The organism is Candidatus Methylomirabilota bacterium (assembly GCA_035315345.1).
In the GTDB taxonomy this organism is placed as follows: Bacteria; Methylomirabilota; Methylomirabilia; order Rokubacteriales; family CSP1-6; genus CAMLFJ01.
The window spans coordinates 1-22,024 of the sequence record DATFYA010000159.1; the positions used below are offsets into that span (position 1 = coordinate 1).

Here is a 22,024-nt window from a genome sequence, read left to right on the forward strand (position 1 = left end):
GAAAGATCTAGGGATCATCGCCCTGCGGGGGCGCATCGTGGTGATCGGCAACCGCGGCGACGTGGAGATCAACGCGCGACTGGCCATGAACAAGGACGCGGCGATCCTGGGCATGGCGCTGAACCACGCGACGCCGGCCCAGCACGCGGGCATCCACGCCGCGCTGGTGGAGGGGCTCCGCAACGGCTCGCTGCGTCCGGTGATCGCGCAGGAGCTGCCGCTGGGTGAGGCCTCGCGCGCCCACGAGGCGGTCATGCAGGCCGGCCACCACGGCAAGATCGTGCTGGTGGCCTGACGCGCCCCGGAAGAGTGGGCGACGTGCGAGGAACGTCCGTGACGCTCGCGCGTGCGGCTCTTCTCCTCGTTCTGGCCATCCTGACGCTCGCGGGCTGTGGGCCCGGTATCCCTTCTGCGAGCACTACGCTCGGTTCTACGCGCCGCTGTTGATCCTCATCGGAGGCGCGGATGACTGGACTCCGGCGGTGCGGTGCGAGGTGGTGCAGGGGCATGCGACCGTCGAGCTCGAGGTGTACCGAGGGGCGCCGCATTCCTTCGACAATCCGGGGCGTCCACGCAGCGACCTGGGTCACACGCTCGGCTACGATGACGCCGCCACCGCCGCCGCTCGGCAGCGGGTCAGCGATTTTTTCGGCCGACGCCTGCGGCACGAGTGATCGGCTGATGAGCGATCGAGAGGACGCGCAGCGCCTCGTCCGCCCGGTTGGCGGCAGCTAGACGAACTCGGCGCGGACCGGGCCGATCGGATCGAAGCGGCCCTCGATCCGGTCGCCCCGGGCGATCGGGTACTGGCGGGTGAAGGAGCCCGACATCACCTTCATGCCCGCCTCCAGCGCCAGGCCGAACTCGGCGAGCTTGTTGGCCAGCCACGCGATCGAGGCGGCCGGGGTGCCGAGCACCTCGCGGCCGAGGGCGCGCTCGGCCACGGCGCCGTTGACGGAGAGCTCGAGGGCCACCGTGGCCAGATCGAAGCCGGACGGCACCGGCACCGAGCCGCCGGTCACGTAGGCGCGCTGCTGGGCGTTGTCGGCGAGGCTCACGTTGAGATCGGCCGCGAAGTCGCCGCGCTTCTCGATGATCTCGAAGGCGGGGGTCATGGCGGCCAGCGCGGCCTGGGCCTGCGCGTCGGTGACGCCGGGCCCGCGCAGCGTCTGGCCCACCGTGAGGCACAGCTCGTTCTCGAAGCCGGGGCTGATCAGCTCCGGGAACTGAAAGCGGGTGCCGCTCGGCTTCTCGCCGCTGGCCAGGAGGAACCCCAGCACCGGCTCGTGCACCTTCTGCTGGATCTGCATGGCCTTCGAGGTGAGCCCGACCTTCCAGCCGGCGTGCCGCTCGCCGGCCTGCACGTGGCGCGCGAGCACGCCCAGCTGCACGCGGTAGGCCTCCTCGCGGGTCAGGCGCTTCATCCACTCGGCGGACGGCGCGGTGCGGTCGCGGGCGCAGATCCAGAAGGCCTCGATGGCGGCGTCCACGATGCTCATGGCTCTCCCCGGCGGATCTGGCAGCAGTAGGAGCGCAGCGCGACCGTCCCGCTGATCGGGTCGACCGCCGCGGGATCGATCAGGTTGTTGTAGTTGCTGCTGGCCGGGCCGTCGGCATCGTAGCCATCGAGGCCGAGCGGGTCGCAGGCCTGCCACCAGCCGAATTGCGCGCACACCACGTCGGGGGCGAGGCTGCCGTTCAGGCGCGCCCGCGCCCGCATCGTGCCCTGGGGCGTCTCGATGATCGTCCAGTCGTCGCCCGCGATGCCGCGCGCCGCCGCCGCGTCGGGATGCAGCTCGACGAGCGGGTCCGGGCTGTGCCGCCGCAGCCGCGGCAGGCTGCGGTGCTGGCTGTGACAGAACTGCACGACCTTGGCGGTGGTCAGCGACAGGGGAAAGCGCGCGGCGAGGTCGGGACGGCGGCGCGGGCTGGCGGCCGGCTCGACGTAGTCGGGCAGGGGCGCCTGCCCGTGCGCGAGCAGCTGCGCCGAGTAGATCTCGACGCGACGGCTCGGCGTGGCGAATCCGGTCGGCGCGCCGCCGGCGTCGGGCTCCGCGTAGCGGCGATGGCGCGAGGCGATCTTGGTCCGCACCCCGCCCGGATTCGCGCGGAGCTGCTCCAGCGAGACGCCGGTCGGCTCCAGCATGAAGCGGCGCCCGGCGTCCTCGTCGCCGTCGAACATCTGGTCGGCGAGCCCGAGCCGCCGGGCCAGCTCGCAGACGATCCAGGTGTCCGAGCGCGCCTCGCCGCGCGGGGCCAGCACCTGGCGGCGCAGCTGCACGTGGCGCTCACCGTCCTGCGTCGGCCCGAAACCGACCTGCAGGCCCTCGCGCTCCCACGCCGTCGAGACCGGCAGCACCACGTCGGCGAGCGCGGCGGTGGGCGTGAGGAAGAGATCGGCGTAGACGAGGAAGTCGAGGCCGGCCAGCGCGGCGCGCGCGACGCCGGCGCCCGGCGCCGACAGGAGGAGGTTCGTGCCGAAGCCGACCATGCCGCGCACCGGATAGGGCGTGCCGTGTCGCATCGCGCGGTACGCATCCGCGGCGGTGGCCCAGCCCTGGCGCGCGGGACCGAGCGGGCGCTCCGCGAGTCCGATCGCCTTGGCCGGCTGCCCGTCGGGGAAGAGCGATAGCGGAGCCAGATTGTTGACGGGAGGCCGGCTCGGCCGCACGTTACCGCCCGGCGCATCGACGCAGCCGGTGAGCGCGTAGAGCAGTGACACTGCGCGCACGGTCTGGCTCGCGTTCGTGTGCTGCTCGAGCCCGGTCCAGTGGAAGTAAGAGACCGGCCGTCGCTCCCACAGCAGGCGCGCGGTGGCCACGATCTGTGCCGCCGGCACGCCGGTGATCGCGGTCACCCGCTCCGGCGGATACTCGCGGCAGAGCGCGGCATAGGCCGCGAACGCGGGCCGGCAGGCGACGGGCCCGGAGCGCGTCGGGCACGTCACCGGCTCCTCGAGCAGCGGATCGGCGAGGGGGCGGGAGAAGCGCCCGCTCGCTGGATCGTACGCGATCGGCCGCGCCGCGGCGCGGTCCCACGCCATCAGGTGCGCGGCATCGCCGTTCCCCACCTCGGCCGCGGTGAGGAGCCGCCCGGTGTCCTCGCGCACCAGCAGGGGACCGTTCGTCCAGTCGCGCACGAAGTCGCGGTCGTACCAGCCCTCGGCGAGCATCGTCCCGGCGACGCCGAGGGCGAGGGCGCCGTCGGTGCCGGGCCGCACGCGCAGCCACTGGTCGGCGCGCGCCGCGAGGCCGGCACGCCGCGGATCCACCACGATCAGCGCGGCGCCGCGATCGACCGCCTGCGCGATGGCGGTGGCCTGGGCCAGATACGCGACCGGCGGGTTGTGGCCCCAGAGCAGCAGGCAGCCGGTGTGATCGAAGTCGGGCGTGCCGATGTCGGTGCCGAAGGTGAACGCGGTGGCGAAGTCGCGGTGCCACGCGCAGAGCTCCTCGCCCCACACCAGATTGGGGCTGCCGAAGGCGCGGACCAGGCGGGTGATCCACGGGAAGCCGTCGGAGATCGCGGTACCGGCCGGCGTGGTGACGCCGAAGGCCACCGCCTCGGGCCCGTGGCGATCGGCCACCGCGCGCATCTGCGCCGCCGTCCAGTCGAGCGCCTCGTCCCAGCCGATGCGCTGCCAGCCCGCGTCCGGGTGAGACTTCGGGCGCGTGCGGCGCATGGGGTGGAGCAGCCGGTCGGGCGCGTAGACCAGCTCCGGCGCGGCGCGGCCCTTCACGCAGAGGCCGGCGCCGGTGGGATGCGACGGATCGGGCTCGACCGCCACCAGCCGGCCGTCCTCCACCACCGAGACGCAGCCGCAGCGCGAGCGGCACAGCGCGCAGTAGCCGGAGACCCGCTCGGTGGCCATCGGGATCTACGGCAGCAGGTCGGCGATCGCGATGCGCGACAGCGGCGCGGCGAGGGGGAGCACCACGTCCACGCCGGTGAGGGTGCGCGCGCTCGCGTAGCGCCAGCCGTAGGGCGCCCGGACGTCGCGGACCGGCTCGCGGTGGACCTCGAGGACGCGCGAGACGAGGTTGACGATCCAGTAGTCCTCGACGCGCGCGCGGGCGTACAGGCTCGCCTTCTCGCGCCGGTCGAAGGTCAGGCTCGACTCGGCGACCTCGACGATCAGGTCCGGTCGCGACGGCAGCGTGCGATCGGCCTGGGCGAGGCTGCCGCGGACGACCGAGACGTCGGGCTCCGGCTCCGACTCGTCGTCGAGGGCCACCGGTAGCTGCACGCGCACCCGGTAGCCGATGCCGAAGGCCTTCTGCAGCGCCGCCGCCGCCATCTCCGCGCCGAAGGCGTGGGTGTCGCGCTGGCGGTCGCGCGCGACCAGCAGCCCGCCGATCAGCTCCACGCGCTCATCGGGGGCGATGACGCCCTCCTCGACGAGATACTCGTACTCCACGCGGGTGAAGCGGCGGGTGATCGCGTCACTCATGAGGGAGTCGACTCCTGGCCGAAGACTAGCGGAGACCTCCGTGCTTGACAACCCCCGCGCGGGCTCATACATCTGTCTCCATGCCCACGCTCTCGCCCGACGCGGTGGCGCGGTATCGCCGCGACGGCTTCTTCTTCCCGATCCGCGTGTTCTCGCCGGCGGAGGCGCGCGCCTACCGGGGGCGGCTCGAGGACGTCGAGCGCGCGCACCGTGGTCTCGGCGGTGAGCTGCGCCACAAGGGCCATCTGCTCTTCACCTGGCTCAACGAGCTGATCCGGGACCCGCGCATCCTCGACGCGGTGGAGGACGTCCTCGGCCCGGACCTCCTCTGCTGGAGCTCGAGCTTCTTCATCAAGGAAGCCGGCGATCCGGCCTTCGTGTCCTGGCACCAGGACTCGACCTACTGGGGGCTCAGCGAGCCGGACGTGGTGACCGCGTGGGTGGCCTTCTCGGAGAGCAGCGTCCAGAGCGGCGCGATGCGCATGATCCCGGGCACGCACCGGCACCAGGTGGCCCATCGCGAGACCTTCGCGCCCGACAACCTGCTCTCCCGGGGGCAGGAGATCATGGTGGAGGTGGACGAGTCCTCCGCGGTGGACGTGGTGCTGCAGCCGGGCGAGATGTCGCTGCACCACGTGCGCATGTTCCACGGCTCGCCGCCCAACCGGTCGGCGGACCGTCGCATCGGCTACGCGATCCGGTACATCCCGACCCACGTCCGGCAGCTCGCGGACGCGCGTGACACCGCCACCCTCGTGCGCGGCGTCGACCGCTATCACCACTTCGAGCAGGAGGAGCCGCCGGAGAGCGATCTGGCCCCGGCGGCGCAGGCGCGGCACGCCGCGATCATGAAGCGGCAGGGCGAGCTCCTCTACCGCGGCACCACCGCGGCGCGGTTCAAGTAGGCATCCCCGACAGGAGACGGCTTCGATGACCGGATCGGACGGACGCGAGATCTACCGGGTGGTCTGGCCGCGCGGGGCCAGGACGATGCAGGCGACCGACGTGGCCCCGCGCCTCTCCACGCTCGAGGGCAAGACCATCGGCCAGCTCTGGGACGATCTCTTCCGCGGCGACGAGATCTTCCCGATGCTCGAGGAGGAGCTGGCCCGCCGCTTCCCGGGGGTCCGCTTCGTGCGCTACGACACCTTCGGCTCGACCCACGGCCGCGACGAGCAGCGCGTCCTCGCCGAGCTGCCGGCCAAGCTCCGGACGCTGGAGGTCGACGCGGTCATCTCCGGAATGGCCTGCTGAGGAAGCTGCACGCCCGCCGTGTTGCGGGCGAGCGCAGTGGCCGAGCGGGCGGGCGTGCCGACCGCCTCGCTGGTGTGCGAGGGCTTCCGCGGCCAGGCCGCCACCACCGCGGCCGGGCTCGGGCTGCCGACCCTGCCGACCGCGCTGGTGCCCGGGCACGTGGACGTGCAGAGTTCCGAGGAGCTGAGGCGGAACGTGGCCGCGGTCACCGTCGACGCGGTGATCCGCAACCTCACCGAGGCGCCCCCGCGCACCGGCGCCGCGACCGTCGAGCCGGGCCCCGCCGACGTGGTCTTCGAAGGCACCTTCGACGAGGTCAACCGCTTCTTCTACGAGAACGACTGGAGCGACGGCTTGCCGATCGTGCCGCCGACCTCGGAGCGAGTGGCCGAGTTCCTGCGCTTCGCCGACCGGCCGGGCGAGACCGAGCTGGGCGTGCTGCTGCCCGACCGTCGCCGCGCCACCGTGTGGAGCGTCGCGGTCAACGGGGTGATGGCCGGCTGCCGGCCCGAGTACATGCCGATCCTGGTCGCCCTGGTGGAGGCGATGGCCGATCCGCGCTACGGCGTCGAGCACAGCGGCAACACCCCGGGCGCCGAGACGCTGATCATCCTCAACGGGCCGCTCATCCGCGAGCTGGGCTTCAACTACGAGCAGGGCGCCCTGCGTGACGGCATCCAGGCCAACACCACCATCGGACGCTTCTGGCGCCTCTACCTCCGCAACGTCGCCGGCTTCCTCCACCACCGCACCGACAAGGGCACCTTCGGCAACACGTGGCGCGTGGTGCTGGCCGAGAACGAGGACGTGCTGCGCCGCATCGGCTGGACCACGGTGGCGGAGGACGAGGGCGTGACCGGCGGCAACGCGGTCACGATCTCGCGCTACACCGGCGGCGGCGTCATCGCCTCGGTGTTCGGCAACACGCCCGACCGCATGCTGCCGTACCTGGCCGACTCGGTGGCGCGGAAGGTCGGATGGGAGCTGATGTTCACGGTGGGCATGGGAGCGGGGAGCCAGCGGCCGCTGCTGGTCCTGAGCCCGATCCTGGCCGAGACGCTCGCCAAGGGCGGGCTCGACAAGGCGACGCTGCGGCGGCGCCTCTTCGAGATGGCGCGCATCCCGGCCTGGCAGCTCGAGCGCTACGTCGGCGAGTGGACGAACCTCGTGCCGGGGCGTCCGACGCTGACCGGCCTGGTGAAGGCGGGTGCGATCCCGGCGGTGTTCGCCGAATCCGACGATCCGGACCGGCTGGTCCCGATCGTGTGCCGGGCGGAGGATCTGATGGTCGCGGTCAGCGGCGATCCGTTGCGCACCAACGCCTACGCGTTCGCGCACAACGGCATCCTCGGTTACCCGACCACCAAGCCGGTCCGCCTGCCCGCGGACTGGCCGCGCCTGCTCCGCGAGGCGCGGGCTCGCTAGGCCCGGCGCTCCCGCCGCGTGGACTCGCTCTGGGTGCTGGTGCCGACCGGCCAGCGCGCCTCCGGCGAGTGGATCGACGACACGCTGCGCGCGCGGGTGGAGGAGAAGGGCCTGCTCGCCCGCACGCCCCTGGCCGGCGACTTCCCGCGCCAGCGGGTGGAGCTGGTGCGCGGCGCCGATCCTACCGCCGAGGTCAATCGGCTCTATCGCCTGCGCGGCTGGACCGACGGCCTGCCGATCGTGCCGCCCACCCTCAGTCGGATCGACGAGATGCTCGCGTCCGGCTCGCTCGAGCACCACCTCGTCCTCGGCGAGGTCGAGCCGCTGGGCGGCGTCGCCACCGTGGAGAAGATCGCGGCCAACGCGGTGATGGCCGGCTGTCGCGCCGAGTATTTCCCGGTCGTCCTGGCGGCGGTGCTCGCCATCCTCGATCCGGTTTTCAACCTCCGCGGCGTGCAGACCACCGACGAGAACGTGGCCCCGCTGATCGTCGTGAACGGGCCGGTGGCGCAGCGGATCGGACTGAACGCGGCCTGGGGCGCCCTGGGCCCGGGCTGGCCGGCCAACGCGGCGATCGGCCGCGCGGTGCGCCTGGTCATGAACAATCTGGGCGGCGGCTGGCCGGGCGCAGTCTCGTTCGCGGGGCTCGGTCAGCCCGCGCGATGGACGCTCTGCCTCGCCGAGCGCGCGGAGGACACGCCGTGGCCGCCGCTGCACGTCGAGCTGGGCTACGGGCCCCAGCAGAGCACGGTGACGGTGCTGCGGGCCGAGACGGTGATCAACGTCACCGGCGGGCTCGACGAGCTGGCCAGCGTGATCGGCTCGGCCGCCTCGCTCTTCGGCATTCTCCACTCCGGCAAGGCCGCCGTGATTCTCTCGCCGTTCACCGTGCGACGCCTCGCCGGCGAGGGCTGGACGCGCGCCGACGTGCGCCGGCGGCTCTTCGAGCGCGGGCGGCTGCCCGCCGAGGTATGGCGCCGCTCGTGGATCCACGGCGCGGTGCGGAGCAGCGAATGGCCCGAGTGGGCGCGCCACGCGGCCGAGAGCGGCTCGATCCCGGCGGTGCGCGAGCCCGACGACTTGACGCTGGTCGTGGCGGGAGCGGACCTGCCGATCCCGCAACACGCGTACTGCCCCTCGTGGGGCCACCCACCATGCCGAGTCACCCAGCTGATTTCTTCGCCGCATGCGCCGGACGGGCCACTCGCAGGGTAATTGATACCCGGTCAAACATTCCAGAATTTGACTCCTCCCCGAGTGGGGCTCGTGAAAAACCGGGTTTCCCAGCCTTTTTCGTCGGGGCCGGGCTGGCATGCCCGGTGCGAGGTCAACGAGTCCGAGCCGAACCCATGACACGCTCTGCCTGGTCCGTCGAGGAGCACGCGTTCTTCCTCGGACAGCTCGCCGCCATCCTGGGCTCGACGCTGGACTATGAGGACATGCTGCAACGGATGGCGCGGCTGGCGGTGCCGTTCCTCGGCGATCTGTGCGCGGTGGATCTGCTCGACGCCGGCGGCGCCATCCGGCGCGCGGCCTGCGTGCACGCAGACGCCACCAAGGAGAGGTTGGCCTACGAGGCGCGCGCGCGTCACGGTGACAGCGCGACCGCGCCGCTGAGCGTGCCCGCGGTGGTGCGCTCGCGCCGCTCGGTGCTGGTGTCGCCGGCCACCGCCACCGATCTGGAGCGGGCCGCCCGGAACGAGGAGCAGCTGGATCTGTTCCGCCAGCTCGGCGTCACCTCGTGGATGGTGGTGCCGATGATCGCGCGGGACAGCGTGCTGGGCGCGGTGACCTTCGCGGTGACCGAGTCGGATCGCCGGTACGGTCAGGGCGATCTCCAGTTCGCGGAGGCGATGGTGGGCCAGGCCGCCACCGCCGGGGACAATGCGCGGCTCTACCGGGCGGCGGAAGCGGGGCGCGCGGCCGCGGAGGCCGCCAATCGCGCCAAGGACCAGTTCCTCTCCACCCTCTCGCACGAGCTCCGCGCCCCGCTCAATGCGATCTTCGGCTGGGCCACCATGCTGGAGCGCGGCGACCTGGCCGCCGACGAGGCGCGCCGCGCGCTGCAGATCATCCTGCGCAACGTCAACGCCCAGGTGCGGCTGATCGACGAGCTGCTGGACGTCTCGCGCATCGGCACCGGCCAGATGCGGCTCGACGTCAAGCCAGTGGATCTGCGGACGGTGATCGCCGACAGTGTGGACGCCATCCGGCCGGCCGCGGACGCGAAGGGCATCCAGGTGCAGACGGTGCTGGCCTCGCCGGGGGGACCGGTCAGCGGCGACCCGGACCGGCTGCGCCAGGTGGTATGGAACCTCCTGAGCAACGCGGTGAAGTTCACCCCGAAGGCGGGCCGCGTGCAGATCCAGCTGCGGCGCGTGGATTCGCACGTGGACATCGTGGTGAGCGATACCGGCGCGGGCATCGCGCCCGCGTTCCTGCCGTTCGTCTTCGACCGCTTCCGGCAGGGCGACAGCTCGAGCACCCGGCCGCGAGGCGGCCTCGGTCTCGGCCTCGCCCTGGTACGCAGCCTGGTGGAGTTGCACGGCGGCACCGTCATCGCGGAGAGTCCAGGTGAGGCGCGCGGCGCCACCTTCGTGGTCAAGCTACCGCTGATGCTGGCTGCGATCGTCGAGCCGCCCGTCCCCGCCGCGGCGATCGCGCCGGAATGGCCGGGCCCGACCGCGGCAACGTCGTCGCTCGAAGGGGTGCGCGTGCTCGTGGTCGACGACGACCTGGTGGCGGTCGATCTCACGCGGGAGATCCTCATGCGCGCCGGCGCGCAGGTGTGGGGCTGCGCGGGCGGCAGCGAGGCCTTGCCGATGCTGCAGCAGTGCCGGCCCGACGTGCTCGTCTCCGACATCGAGATGCCGAACCAGGACGGCTATTCGCTCATCCGGCGGATCCGCGCGCTCGAGCCCGACCGCGGCGGCCGGACGCCCGCGGTCGCTCTGTCCGCCTACAGCCGTCCGGAAGACCGGATCCGCAGCTTGGTGGCCGGCTTCAACCTCCACGTGTCCAAGCCGGTCGAGCCGACCGAGCTGGTCACGGTCGTGGCGAGCCTCGCCGGTCGCCTCGGCTGAGGCCGCGCGGGCCACGCGGGGCCGACTTCGGGCGCCGGCCGTCCGCCCGTGGTACGCTTCCCTGCGGCTTTCGCCGAACGCCTCGACGTCGAGATCTCGTGAGCGGACCGAACCGAGTGGGTGGGGAACGACATGACGAGCGATACTTTCGAGCGCGCACCGGCCATCGCCCGGCCGGTCAAGCCGATCATCGCGGTGTTCAATTCCAGCAGCGACACCGTGGACATGCTGCGCACCGTGCTGGAGCAGGAGGGCTATCACACCGTCCCCGGGCACATCACCGATCTGAAGAAGGGCGAGCTGGACTTCGTCGACTTCATCGAGCACCATCGGCCGGCGGTCATCGTCTACGACATCTCGCCGCCCTACGACACGAACTGGACGTTCCTGCGCCTGGTGCGCAGCTCGCAGCCGGCGCAGAGCGCGCGCTTCGTCCTGACCACCACCAACAAGCCGGCGCTGGACGATCTGGTCGGCCCGACCGAGGCCATCGAGATCATCGGCAAGCCGTACGATCTGGAGCGGGTGGTGGGGGCGGTGCGCGACGCGCTGAACGGGCATCGCTGAGCCGGTCGGGCCCGCGCGCGTCACGCTGGTCACCGGCACCAGCACCGGGATCGGTTACGCGACCGCCCTGCACCTGGCCCGCCTCGGGCATCGCGTCGTCGCCACCATGCGCAACCTCGGCAAGGCGGCGCCCCTGCGGGAGACGGCGCGCGCGGAGTCGCTGCCGCTGGTCGTGCGGCCGCTGGACGTGACGTCTCAGGAGTCCATCGACCGAGCGATGGCGGAGACGGTCGCCGCCGAGGGGCCGATCGACGTGCTCGTGAACAACGCGGGCATCGGCGGTGCCACGCCGCTCGAGCTGACCCCGGAGGACGAGCACCGGGCGATGTTCGAGGCCAACTACTGGGGTCCGATCCGGATGATCCGCGCGGTGCTGCCGTCCATGCGCGAGCGCCGCACCGGCTGCATCGTCAACGTCACCTCGATCGCCGGGCGCGTGGCCACCCCGAACCAGATCGCCTACTCCGCCTCGAAGCACGCCCTCGGCGCGGCCAGTGAGGCCCTCGCCCACGAGGTGGTGTCGTTCGGTGTCCGCGTGGCCATCGTCGAGCCCGGCGTCATCCAGACCGCGATCTTCGAGAACTCCGCGGGGGCGACCCGCTACGACAAGGCCTCGCCGTACCGGCAGATCATGCGGCGCAACGGCAAGCTCTTCGCGGCCGGCTTCCGCAACCCGGGCCGGCCCGAGACGGTGGCCGAGGTCATCGCGGAGGCGGTGACCACGGACCGGCCGCGGCTGCGCTACCTGGTCGGCGCCGACGCGGAGGGGCTCGCCGCGGGACGGGCGCGGATCAGCGACGAGGAATGGGTGGCGATGGGCGGGCCGCTCGACGACGCCGAGTACAACGCCCGCTTCAAGCGGTACTTCGGGATCGAGCTGATCTAGCCGGGCCGCGGCGGCCTATATCCCGAGATACGCCCGCCGCACCAGGTCGCTGTCCAGGAGCGACTGGCTCGTGCCCTCGGCCACGATGCGCCCGGTCTGCAGCACGTAGCCACGCTCGGCCGCGGCGAGCGCGGCCGGCACGTTCTGCTCCACCAGCAGCACGGTGAGGCCCTCCTGGCGGTGGAGGGCCTGCAGCACGTCCAGGATCGAATCCACGATCCGCGGCATGATGCCGAGGCTCGGCTCGTCCAGCATCAGGAAGCGCGGCCGGGACATGAGGGCGCGCGCGATCGAGAGCATCTGGCCCTCGCCGCCCGACAGCGTGCCCGCCCGCTGGGCCATGCGCTGCCGCAGGACCGGGAAGAGCCCGAAGACGCGCTCGAGCATCTGGGATCGGCGCTTGGGATCGCGGTCGCGGAAGGTCCCCAGGCGCAGGTTCTCGGCCACCGAGAGCCGGCTGAACAGCCGGCGGCCTTCGGGCACCAGCGCGATGCCCAGCTCCACGCGGTCCGGCGCTTCGACGTCGTCGATCCGGCGGCCGTCGAACCAGATCTCTCCGCGGCGAGGCGCGAGCAGGCCCGCGATGGTCTTGAGCAGGGTGGTCTTGCCCGCCCCGTTGGCCCCCACGAGGGCGACCGCCTCGCCCGCGCGCACCTCGAGCGAGACGCCGTGCAGCGCGACCACGCCCCCACCGTAGGCGACCTCGGCGTCGCGCACCGAGAGCAGCGGGCCGCCCGGGGCCGGCGACCGATCAGTGGCGGCCACGGTAGCGATCTCCCAGGTACGCGGTGATCACGCGGTCGTCGCGCGCCACCTCCGCGGGCGGCCCTTCCGTGAGCTTCTCGCCGTGGTCGAGCACGACCACGCGGTGCGACAGCGGCATCACCACTTCCATGACGTGCTCGACCACGCAGATGGCCAGCCCGAGCTCGCCGTGGATGCGGCGCACCAGCTCGACGGCGGCGGTGGTCTCGAACGGGGTGAGCCCGGACATGGCCTCGTCCAGCAGCAGCAGGTGCGGGCCGGTGGCCAGGGCGCGCGTGATCTCGAGCCGCTTCTTGTCGGCCAGGGTCAGCGCCGCGGCCACCACGTCTTCCTTGCCGGCCAGGCCGGTGAAGGCCAGCAGCTCGAGCGCGCGGGCGCGCGCCGGGCCCATGCGGTTCGTCCGCCGCAGCGCGCCGCAGATGACGTTCTCCAGCACGGTCATGCGCCCGAAGCTCCGCACCACCTGCCAGGTCCGCGCGATGCCCAGATGGCAGACGCGCTCGGGGCGCGCGCGGGAGATGTCGGTCCCGTTCAGGGCGATGCGGCCCTCGTCCGGGTGGAGCGCGCCGCTGATGCAGTTGAACAGCGTGGTCTTGCCGGCGCCGTTGGGGCCGATGAGGCCCACGATCTCGCGCGCCTCGATGCTGAGCGAGACGTCACGGTTGGCCACCAGGCCACCGAACCGCTTGGTGCAGCGCTCGACCTGCAGCAGCGGGGCCATGGTTCAGCCCTTCACCGGGCGCGCGGCCGGCCCGCCGCGCAAGCGGGCCGCCCACTCGGCCCACGGCAGCGAGAGCAGCCCGTTGGGCCGCCAGCCCGCGATCAGCATGATGACCGCTCCGTAGATGATCAGGTCGATGCCGCGGCCGGCCAGCGGGCCCGCTCCGAGGGTGGCGGTCATCAGCTGGGAGATCGGGATCAGGATGATCGCGCCGAGGACGGGTCCCCACAGCCGGCCCAGGCCGCCGACCACCGCGGCCATCATCGGCAGGATGTTCCAGTTCACCTCGAGCACCTGATCCGGGAAGACGGCCAGCGCCCAGAAGCCGTAGAGGGTGCCGCCGGCCGCGAAGACCGCGGCCATGAGGCAGCGGGCGATCACCTTGTAGAGCCGGCTGTCGATGCCGATGGCCTCGGCGCCGTCCTGATCGTCGCGGACCGCGCGGAAATAGAAGCCGAGCTTGGACCGCTCGACCGCGCGGGCCCCGAGCAGCGTGATGACGAAGAGCACCAGGCACAGGTAGTAGAACCCGAGGCCCTTGCCGCGGCCGGGGAACTCCATGGTGAGCATGCCGTGCACGAAGCTGCCGCCGGCGGCCACCGGAATGAACAGGCCCTGGCTGCCGTTGATGAACTGCCAGGTTGCCCCGATGGGCTGCGCGATCATCCACATCGCCACGGTGGCGATCGCGAAGTAGTGGCCGCGCAGCCGGGTGACCGGCCAGGTGACCGCCGCGCAGATGGCCACCGAGACCACGATGGCCCCGACCAGGGCCAGCCACGCGTTCCAGCCGAGATGGATGGACAGGAGCGCGGCGGTGTAGGCGCCGATCGCGAAGAAGATGCTCGGCCCGAAATCGAACTGGCCGGCCCAGCCGCCGATGATGTTCCACCCGATGCCGAGCATGGCGTTGAGCAGCACCAGGAAGCCGACCGTCTCGTAGTAGATGTAGCCGCTCCGCTCGAAGGCGATCGGATAGAGCAGGGCGATGAGGGCGGCGATCGCCCAGATCACCGGGCGGACGCGGCCGCGGGCGGACGGGCTAGAAGCGGCCAAACAGCCCCTGGGGCCGGAAGAGGCCGATCAGGATGTACGACCCGAAGACGAAGGCGTCCTTGAACGCGGGCGGCAGGTAGGCGGCGGTGACGCTCTGGACCACGCCGACCACGAGCGCCGCCATCAGCGTGCCCAGGATGCTGCCGAAGCCGCCGAGGGCCACGATGGCGTAGGCCATGACCGTGAACGACAGCCCGGCCTGCGGGTACACCGAGAAGAAATTGGCGAGGATCACGCCCGCGACGGCCACCAGCGCGGTGCCGAGGCCCCAGGCCACCGCATACATGCGCTGCGGCCGGATGCCCACCAGCATCGCGGCGTCCCGATCCTCGGCGGTGGCCTGCATGGCCAGGCCGAAGTCGGTGCGGTCGATCAGCAGATAGAGGAGCAGGAAGAGGGCGAGTGCGATGAGGCCGCCCACCAGCAGCGGGATGCCGATGCGCAGGCCGCCGATGGTGAGGTTGGCCCCGCTGAGGCCGGTGAGGAGGCTCCGCTCGATGAACCGGTAGTCACTGGTGAAGAGCGCGACCACCCCGTTCTGGATGAAGAAGAACAGACCGACGGTGGCGAAGATCTGGGTGAAGATCTCCCCGCGCTGCACGCGCTGCATGAGCAGGCGGTAGACGAGGACGCCGAGCAGGTACATCAGGATCGCGATCGGGACCATCGAGACGAGGGGGTCCCAGCCCAGCCAGACGCTGAGCCCCCACGCCCCGAACATGCCGAGCATCATGAACTCGCCGTGGGCGAAGTTGATCATCTCCATCAGGCCCCAGATGATGGCGAGCCCCACCGCGACGAGCGCGTAGAGCAGCCCCATCTGGAGCCCATCGGCCACCGCCTGGAGAAAGAGCGTCACGCGCGGCGGCTATTTCTTCGTCTTGCTCTCCCGCTCCTGCCAGCTCGGCGAAGGGAAGATGGTCTTGAAGCCGGCCTGCGTGGCGAGGTCCCACGGCCAGATCGTGTGCTTCTCGTCGTCCCAGCCGATCTGGGTGACCACGCCGGTGGCCAGCTCGTTCTGGCGGTTGGCGTCGAACTTGATGCCCTTGTAGTCGATGATCATCTGGTCGGGCTTCATGTTCGTCTCGTTGGCCGCCTTGGCCAGCGCGGCCGGCTCCACCGACTTCGCGCGGTTGATGGTGTCGGCCATCCAGAGCATGCCGGTGATCTCGCGCATGGCCAGCTCGCCCATGTCCTGGCCGCGGCTGTACTTCTTGTAGATCTCGTTGACCTTCTTCCACGACGGTTTCTTGCTGGCCAGGTCGATGGCGGTCGGATCGCGCCCGAGCCAGCCCACCGCGCCGTTGTTGGCCTTCTGCGCGGTCAGCCAGGTCTGGTCGGAGTAGGCGCCGTTGCTGGTCGCGACCACCTTGGGCATGTAGCCGGCGCGCCGGGCGTCGGCCTGGAAGACGGTCGTCTCCGCCGGGTACTGCACGAAGAAGAGCACGTCCGGGTTGGCCGACTGCAGCCGCTGGACCTCCGACGCGAGCGTGGTGGCGCCGGTCTTGGTGGTGAGGTCGGCCACGATCTTGTAGCCGCCCTTCTCGGCGAGGTCGGCCGCGATCTTGCGGTTGTCCTGGCAGAAGAGATTGTCACACGTGAACAGCGCGATCGTCTTGAGGTCCCCGGGGCCGCCCTTGCTCGGCCACTCCTTGAGGAACTGGAACACGCTGGCCACCATGGTGCGGTCGTTGGGGCCGGTGCGGAAGAACCACTTGAAGCCCTTGTCGGTGAGGGTCGGCGAGGCACAGGCGTGGCAGCTCATCGGGATGCCGTAGCTGTCCACCAGCGGCTGGATGATCGAGGTGTTGCCGCTCGTACCCTCGCCGTTGAGCCAGTGCACCTTGTTGACCGTGATGAGCTGCTCGGCCAGCGTGCGGGCCTGCTCGCCACGGCTCTGGTCGTCCCGCACCACCAGCGTCATCTTGGCGCCGCCCAGGCCGGAGAAGCCCTTGCCCGGTCCCAGCGGGACCTGCAGATCCGGGTAGTCGTTGTTGACGATGTCTTCCACGGTCTGCCCGGCCCAGAGATACTGCTGGCCCAGGCTCGCGAAGTTGCCGGTGAGCGGGAGCAGTTCACCGATCAGGACCTCGGTGACCGGTCCGGCGGCCCGGGCGCCCGGGTTCAGCTGGACCGCGACGAACGACAGGACCGCGATCGCGATGACGAGGCGGAGAATCCGCATGCGTGTGCCCCTCCTTCAGTGAGTACGGGACTGGACGGCTCGCGACCATGGCGGGCCGGGCCGGAATCGGCCGCGGAGCCCGACTTGCGCGCGCCGAGTCTATCCCATGCCCCGCGTTCTGTCACCTCCACCCACGCCCATTCCTCTGCCCCTCTCCCTCTCCCCTCAGGGGAGAGGGCAGGGTGAGGGGTGGGACAGGCTGAGGGGGTGGCGCAGGGTCAATATCGCTCCATCACCCGCCGCGCGAGCTCCCGGCTGAACCGCCACTTCTCATCCACGCCGGTCGCGAACATCAGCTCCCGCAGGCCGCCCCGCTCGAGATCCCGGATGCGCTCGATCAGCTCGTCGGCCTCCCCGACCAGGCAGGTGGCCCGCACCAGCTCGGCGTCGATCAGCTCGGCCTCGCCCGGGTGAAGGTAAGTGTAGTGCCCCTCGTGGGTGCGGAAGTGCCGGTGCTCGCGCGGCACCTCCTCGACCAGCGCGCAGTAACGGCTCCAGATGCGGCGCAGGAACGGCGGCGGGTCCATGCCGCGCTCGTGCACGCGATCGTAGAAGTAGTACACGCTGGCCATCACGTTGGGCCCCACCGTGCGGATCACCCGCTCGGAGTCGGCCGGCTCGCCCGGGTCGAGCAGCACGATGTTCGTGAGCGCGCAGGTGTGGAAGCGCTCGTCCAGCGTGCGGCCGGCGCGGGCGGCCCCGGCTCGGCAGTGGCCCAGCGCCTCGGCGGGGGCGATGCCGCGGGGCGGGATCGCGAAGACGACCCCGTCGCCGTGCTCGCCGGCCAGCTCCATGGCCCGGGGCCCGAAGGCGGAGACGTAGAGCGGGATGCGCGGCTCCAGGCTCATGTACTTCTTCTCGCGGATCAGCATCTTGATCGGTCGCGTCGCGCCGGGCCGCGCCCCGTGCGGCGCGTACTCGACGGCGTCGCCGAGGAGCAGGCCGCGCAGCACGCGCAGGTAGTCGTCGTACCCGGCGATGCGCATGGGCGGCTGGCCCATGCTGCGCGTCGCGGTGTTGCCCGTGCCGACGCCCAGATGCACGCGGCCGGGCGCGATCCGGTTCAGGGTGGCCATGGCCGCCACGTGGACCGGCGGGATGCGGGTGCCGCAGATGGCCACGCCCGGGCCCAGCCGGATGCGTCGGGTCTGCTGGGCCGCGAGGGCCAGCACCGCGTAGCAGTCGGAGAACAGCATCTGGCTGTCCGTCACCCAGACCGAGTCGTACCCCAGGGACTCGGCGTGACTGAAGAACCCGATCTCGTCGACGTCGGCCATCACGCAGATGGAGAAGCGCATGGGAGGTCCCTTCCGGTCGTGGTCAGTTCTGGCCGCGGATGGACTCGAGCAGCTGCCGGGCCTGCGGCACTTCCTTGAGGGTCCAGCGCGGCCGATCGGTGGGCGCCTTCTCGTCCAGGACGGATTGCAGCTGCTCGCGCGCCTCCGCGTAGCGGCCCATGTTGATGTAGAGCCGGGCCAGCTCGACGCGCACGCCGGTGAGGCGAGGATCCAGCCGCTGCGCGGTCTTGAAGTGCGCCTCGGAGGCTCGGCGGTCGCCGCCCAGCAGCACCGGCAGCTCGCGGTCGATGCTGCCGGCCATCACGTGCGCCTCGATGTTGTTCGGGTCGAGCTGGAGCACGACCTCCACTTCTTTCCGAAGGTTTCGGAGAGCGATGGCGGAGTGTAGCAGCCCCTTGGCCTGCGACCACGAGCCCAGCGTGATGGCGTACCACAGGTGGGCCTCGGGGTCCTTCGGGGCCAGCTCGGTCGCGCGCTTGGCCACGTCGCGTGCCCGCTCGTAGGCCGCGATCGTCTCGGGCTCGCTCTTCGCGCGCTGCTCGGCGTAGAGGAACCAGGCGCGGGTCAAGGCCAGCAGGGTGGGCACGTCGTTGCCCGCGCCCTGGGCCACCGCGGTCTCCAGCAGGTCCCGCGCGCGGTCGATGCGCGCCGGGTCCTCCTGATAGCTCTTCAGCATCGCGCGGGCGGACTCGGTGGGAGTCGGCGGTGCCGCCGTGACGCCGGCGGCCGCGCCGAGGAGCGCGACCGAGAGCAGGCCGAGGGCGGCGCGACGCATTCCCGGATCCTACCCCGTCGGCGCAGGCCGAGGCCGGGGAGAAAACCGGCAGGAGCGCACCCGGGGCGGCGGGAGGACGGGGTCTATCGGGTCGGCCGAGGCCGCGCGCCCGTGGCATGCGGCGCGCCGATTCGCGTGTGCACACCCGGAGAGTAGTGGACCAGATCGGGTGGGCCGTCCACGGGGAGACCCGCCCATCGGGTGAGCGTCTGTTCACCGCGCCCCAGTCGCGCCTCGCGGAGCGGCCAGGGCTCGTGCTCCACCGCGGCGGTTACGAGCCGACCGAGGCGGCGGACATACAGTCGGTATCGATCGGTGAGGAAGCGGGTCAGCGCGTCCGGCCGGCTCAACGGATGGCCGATGCGCACGTCAACCGAGACGCTCGCCCCGGGACGCGCGCTCCGGTACTCGACATGGGATGGCGCTTCGCGCACGGTCATTCGCGCCCGATGGTATGGCAGCCCGTAGCCGAGCCGCGCGCCCCACACCGCCAGCGTGGAGGCGGCTTCGAGCGAGAAGAACCAGATGCCGGGTCCCGCCGGGCCTTGCACGTAGGTCCGAAGGTTCGTCTCCGGAAAGCTGGAGAGGCCGGGCAGGGGCGGCAGGCCGGGGGGCCGGAGCCCGGTCAACCTGAACGGCGTCATGCCGATCCAGCCGGCCTCCTGAAAGGTGTCGAGCGTCAGTCCCGCCGGCAGACGCGGCTGCAGCATCCGCGCGTCGCACCGCCAGTGGAGGAAAGACAGCGAGCACCAGTTCTGGAACATGACGGGCAGACGAACGCGGGGTGGCTCGTGAAGCGCGCCCGAGGTCCACGCTGAGTGCCGCTCGTCGGTGTGGCGATTCATGCCTGGCGATCGGGGCAAGGCGCATGCCGGCGGCGAGGCACCGGTAGAAAATAGCGTCAGAGATGGCCTGTAAGCCGGGTCCTGTCTGCCGCCGAGGTCTCCCGCGGCGGCGAGATGGTCATTTCTCTAGGACGCCGGTTGCCCGGCGCCTCAAGCAGCCATACCCGAGAGCCCCACGCGGGCCGCGCTTCACCTGCTCTCGCGAGCAGGATCGCTCTCCTATTTGGCCTTGCTCCGGGTGGGGTTTACCGAGCCAGCCCGGTCACCCGAGCTGCTGGTGAGCTCTTACCTCACCGTTTCACCCTTACCGCCCGTGAGGGCGGCGGTCTGTTCTCTGTGGCACTGATCCGTGGGGTCACCCCCCCTGGCCGTTAGCCAGCACCCTGCCCTGCGGAGCCCGGACTTTCCTCCCGTGCGGTTGCCCGCACCGGCGACCATCCGGCCTTCTCTGACGCAATCAAAGAGCGTGTGTCGCTGGTCCGAAGTATAGCGTACCGATCTGCCCGCCGCGCCGTCGCGACCCGGTAACTCCGCCCGTCCGGCGTGGGCGACTGCGACGCGCTCAGGGCTCGCGGCGCCGGTCGGCCTTGCGGTTGGCCCGCCGCTCCAGCTCCCAGTAGCGGCGGTCGCGGTCCTCCAGGATCTCCTCGGAGGAGCGCACCGGCGCCTGCGAGGCCTGCTCGACGCCGAGGGCGTGGCCGATCTCGTCCACGACGTCCTGGTCCGGCGTCGCCACGCTGCCGCCCGTGGTCTCCTCGCCCGAGCTCTCGGCGCGCTGCCAGTCCGCGTCGACGTCGCCGGCGCTCACGGCCGGCCCCGTCGCGGTGTACTCGTTGAGCTCGCGGACCAGGGCGCCAGTCTCACCGCGGTCCTCCTCGGCCCCCCGCCGCCGGGGCGCCGGGCGGGACCGGCGCGTCGCCGCCGTGCGAGTGCGCCTCGAGCCGGTGGCCCTCGACGTGCGCGCGGCCTTCGGGCGGCGTCCGCGCGCGCGTCGCTTCGCGGGCGATCGCTTCGCGGTCTTCGTGGATGCGCCTCGTCCGGTGCGGGCCTTGCGTCGCGTCTTGCGCTTGCTCATGCTCCACCTCCTTGGGACGGCGATCTCGGGCAATCTCGCTTTGGCTATGGTCTCACGGATGCGGAGTCTCCGCGCCGGCGGGGCCGTCGCGGATTGACGCCCCTCGCCGGGGTCTGCTACGGTTGCGGCGCGAATCGCTTCGCTCGTTTCCTCTCGCACGATGTCGACAGGGAGGTGGCAATGGCGCAAGAAGCGTACGATCCGGGAGCGGACTCGCCGACCAGTGATCGCCGGGTGTCGCGTCGCCGCATGCTGACGAGCGTGGGCGCGGCGGTCGGCGCCGCGGTCCTCGCCCCGCGGCTGGCGGGCGCGCAGACACCGCCGAGCGGGCCCATGGCGCCGCCCAGCACCATCACCCAGCCGCCGCGCGACTTCAGCCCGCGCGGGGCCCCCACCACCTACTTCACCGATCCCGACGTGCTGACGGTGGAGCCGGCCTTCAACGGCCTGCGTCAGCCCAACGCGCCGATCCAGCGGCTCTGGACGGGCGCGGCCTGGATGGAAGGGCCGGCGTGGTGCGCGCAGGGCCGCTATCTCGTGTTCAGCGACATCCCGAACAATCGGCAGATGCGGTGGATCGAGGACAACGGGCACGTCAGCGTGTTCCGCGTGCCGTCGAACAACAGCAACGGCAACACGTTCGACTACCAGGGCCGCCAGCTCTCCTGCGAGCACATCGGGCGGCGGGTGGTGCGCTACGAGCTGGACGGATCGGCGACGGTCATCGCGTCGATGTTCAACGGCAAGCGGCTGAACTCTCCGAACGACATCGTGCCGCATCCGGACGGCAGCTACTGGTTCACCGACCCGCCCTACGGAGCGCAGCTCTACGAGGGCACGGTGGACGCGGCGGGCGGGCCCGCCAACGTCGCGGGTCGGATCAATCCGCGGCTCGGGCAGCCGCCCGAGTTCGGCAGCTACAAGCGCGAGCTGCCCACCGCGGTGTATCGCGTGGACAAGAACGGTACGCTCGCGCAGGTCGCGGGGGAGGACCTGGTACCGGATCCCAACGGCCTCTGCTTCTCGCCCGACTTCAAGAAGCTCTACGTCGTCAGCACCGGCAAGGGGCCGGGGGACACCCACGCCGGCGGCAAGGGCGACATGTACGTGTTCGACGTCGGCTCCGACAACAAGCTGAGCGGCGGCAAGCTCTTCAGCAGCTTCATGGTGGACGGCGTGAAGTGCGGCCCCGACGGCGTGCGCGCCGACGTGGACGGCAACCTGTGGTGCGCGAGCAACGCCGGGCGCAACGTGGGCTACAGCGGCGTGACGATCTGGACCCCGCAGGGCCAGCTCATCGGGCGCATCCGCCTGCCCGAGGTCTGCGGCAACGTGAGCTTCGGCGGGCCCAAGCGCAACCGCCTGTTCATGGCCGCCAGCCAGTCCCTCTACGCCGTCTACACCGCCACCCAGGGCGCCGCCCCGGCCTAGAAGGCGGGGGTCAGGTCTTGCATTGCGACATTTTCATGCGCCGGCCGGTGGCGGCGCTCCCGGAAATGTCGCAATGCAAGACCTGACCCCGCGCGAAATGTCGTAATGCAAGACCTGACCCCGAGCGAGGAGCCGTGATGAGGGTGCCTGCCGCGAAGATCCGGGAGCAGCTGGTGGCGGTGTTCGAGGCGTGGGGCATGTCGGCCGA

23 protein-coding genes and 1 other RNA gene are annotated in these 22,024 nt (G+C 71.4%); 10 read left to right on the plus strand and 14 right to left on the minus strand.

Annotation, left to right across the window (positions count from 1 at the left end; genetic code table 11):
• Positions 1–295, plus strand: a 295-nt coding sequence (locus VKN16_20380; protein ID HME96563.1) for a zinc-binding dehydrogenase, incomplete at its 5' end; no start/stop codon positions are given.
• Positions 225–674 carry a dienelactone hydrolase family protein gene (locus tag VKN16_20385; GenBank protein HME96564.1) on the plus strand — a complete coding sequence of 150 codons (450 nt, stop codon included), beginning with the start codon at positions 225–227 and terminating at the stop codon, positions 672–674. The genes VKN16_20380 and VKN16_20385, both read left to right, overlap by 71 nt.
• A gap of 57 nt (positions 675–731) precedes the next feature.
• Here the strand turns inward: VKN16_20385 and VKN16_20390 are convergent, their stop codons facing one another.
• The 3 genes from VKN16_20390 to VKN16_20400 are packed head-to-tail and all read right to left on the minus strand — an operon-like array spanning position 732 to position 4,450.
• On the minus strand, positions 732–1,499 hold the full coding sequence (locus tag VKN16_20390) for a fumarylacetoacetate hydrolase family protein (protein HME96565.1): 768 nt from the start codon (positions 1,497–1,499) through the stop codon (positions 732–734).
• On the minus strand, positions 1,496–3,871 hold the full coding sequence (locus tag VKN16_20395) for a molybdopterin-dependent oxidoreductase (GenBank protein ID HME96566.1): 2,376 nt from the start codon (positions 3,869–3,871) through the stop codon (positions 1,496–1,498). Before VKN16_20395 ends, VKN16_20390 begins: the two co-directional genes overlap by 4 nt.
• A 6-nt stretch (positions 3,872–3,877) precedes the next feature.
• Positions 3,878–4,450 carry a Uma2 family endonuclease gene (locus VKN16_20400; GenBank protein ID HME96567.1) on the minus strand — a complete coding sequence of 191 codons (573 nt, stop codon included), beginning with the start codon at positions 4,448–4,450 and terminating at the stop codon, positions 3,878–3,880.
• A gap of 80 nt (positions 4,451–4,530) precedes the next feature.
• Between VKN16_20400 and VKN16_20405 the strand changes: the two genes are divergently transcribed.
• From VKN16_20405 to VKN16_20435, 7 genes are all read left to right on the plus strand, one after another.
• Positions 4,531–5,355: a phytanoyl-CoA dioxygenase family protein gene (locus tag VKN16_20405; protein ID HME96568.1), complete on the plus strand. Its 825-nt coding sequence runs from the start codon at positions 4,531–4,533 to the stop codon at positions 5,353–5,355.
• Positions 5,356–5,380: 25 nt separating this feature from the next.
• Positions 5,381–5,704, plus strand: a complete 324-nt coding sequence (locus tag VKN16_20410) for a hypothetical protein (GenBank protein HME96569.1) — start codon at positions 5,381–5,383, stop codon at positions 5,702–5,704.
• Between the two features lie 36 nt (positions 5,705–5,740).
• Positions 5,741–7,129 (plus strand): UGSC family (seleno)protein, encoded by a 1,389-nt coding sequence (locus VKN16_20415; GenBank protein ID HME96570.1) that lies wholly within the window; start codon positions 5,741–5,743, stop codon positions 7,127–7,129.
• Positions 7,130–7,147: 18 nt separating this feature from the next.
• A complete protein-coding gene (locus VKN16_20420) occupies positions 7,148–8,344 on the plus strand; it encodes a hypothetical protein (protein HME96571.1) in 1,197 nt (398 codons plus the stop codon).
• A 134-nt stretch (positions 8,345–8,478) separates the two neighbouring features.
• The gene (locus tag VKN16_20425) at positions 8,479–10,212 is read left to right on the plus strand and encodes an ATP-binding protein (GenBank protein HME96572.1); all 1,734 of its coding nucleotides are present in this window, start codon (positions 8,479–8,481) and stop codon (positions 10,210–10,212) included.
• A 132-nt stretch (positions 10,213–10,344) separates the two neighbouring features.
• Entirely contained in the window at positions 10,345–10,779 is a 435-nt protein-coding gene (locus VKN16_20430) for a hypothetical protein (GenBank protein HME96573.1), read from the plus strand.
• A 25-nt stretch (positions 10,780–10,804) separates the two neighbouring features.
• Positions 10,805–11,665, plus strand: coding sequence for an SDR family oxidoreductase (locus VKN16_20435; GenBank protein HME96574.1), 861 nt, complete (start codon positions 10,805–10,807; stop codon positions 11,663–11,665).
• 15 nt (positions 11,666–11,680) lie between these two features.
• Here the strand turns inward: VKN16_20435 and VKN16_20440 are convergent, their stop codons facing one another.
• The 10 genes from VKN16_20440 to VKN16_20485 all read right to left on the minus strand — a co-directional run bounded on the left by VKN16_20440 (position 11,681) and on the right by VKN16_20485 (position 20,385).
• A complete protein-coding gene (locus tag VKN16_20440; GenBank protein HME96575.1) occupies positions 11,681–12,430 on the minus strand; it encodes an ABC transporter ATP-binding protein in 750 nt (249 codons plus the stop codon).
• Complete coding sequence (locus VKN16_20445) at positions 12,417–13,151, minus strand: ABC transporter ATP-binding protein (protein ID HME96576.1); 735 nt, start codon at positions 13,149–13,151, stop codon at positions 12,417–12,419. The genes VKN16_20440 and VKN16_20445 overlap by 14 nt, the downstream gene beginning before the upstream one ends.
• Positions 13,152–13,154: 3 nt before the next feature.
• Entirely contained in the window at positions 13,155–14,165 is a 1,011-nt protein-coding gene (locus tag VKN16_20450) for a branched-chain amino acid ABC transporter permease (protein HME96577.1), read from the minus strand.
• A gap of 28 nt (positions 14,166–14,193) precedes the next feature.
• Positions 14,194–15,066, minus strand: a complete 873-nt coding sequence (locus tag VKN16_20455) for a branched-chain amino acid ABC transporter permease (GenBank protein ID HME96578.1) — start codon at positions 15,064–15,066, stop codon at positions 14,194–14,196.
• A 9-nt stretch (positions 15,067–15,075) separates the two neighbouring features.
• Positions 15,076–16,392: an ABC transporter substrate-binding protein gene (locus VKN16_20460; GenBank protein ID HME96579.1), complete on the minus strand. Its 1,317-nt coding sequence runs from the start codon at positions 16,390–16,392 to the stop codon at positions 15,076–15,078.
• Between the two features lie 218 nt (positions 16,393–16,610).
• Positions 16,611–17,690, minus strand: a complete 1,080-nt coding sequence (locus VKN16_20465) for an LLM class flavin-dependent oxidoreductase (protein ID HME96580.1) — start codon at positions 17,688–17,690, stop codon at positions 16,611–16,613.
• A 22-nt stretch (positions 17,691–17,712) separates the two neighbouring features.
• Complete coding sequence (locus tag VKN16_20470) at positions 17,713–18,465, minus strand: tetratricopeptide repeat protein (protein HME96581.1); 753 nt, start codon at positions 18,463–18,465, stop codon at positions 17,713–17,715.
• Between the two features lie 83 nt (positions 18,466–18,548).
• Entirely contained in the window at positions 18,549–19,310 is a 762-nt protein-coding gene (locus VKN16_20475; GenBank protein HME96582.1) for a DUF2071 domain-containing protein, read from the minus strand.
• Positions 19,311–19,364: 54 nt separating this feature from the next.
• Positions 19,365–19,760, minus strand: an RNA gene (gene rnpB / locus VKN16_20480) — RNase P RNA component class A.
• A 112-nt stretch (positions 19,761–19,872) separates the two neighbouring features.
• Positions 19,873–20,385: a DUF6335 family protein gene (locus tag VKN16_20485; protein HME96583.1), complete on the minus strand. Its 513-nt coding sequence runs from the start codon at positions 20,383–20,385 to the stop codon at positions 19,873–19,875.
• A 180-nt stretch (positions 20,386–20,565) separates the two neighbouring features.
• Here VKN16_20485 and VKN16_20490 point away from each other — a divergent pair, with 180 nt between their 5' ends.
• Positions 20,566–21,816 (plus strand): SMP-30/gluconolactonase/LRE family protein, encoded by a 1,251-nt coding sequence (locus VKN16_20490; protein HME96584.1) that lies wholly within the window; start codon positions 20,566–20,568, stop codon positions 21,814–21,816.
• Between the two features lie 10 nt (positions 21,817–21,826).
• Here the strand turns inward: VKN16_20490 and VKN16_20495 are convergent.
• A partial coding sequence (locus VKN16_20495) for a hypothetical protein (protein ID HME96585.1) occupies positions 21,827–22,024 on the minus strand: 198 nt, incomplete at its 5' end.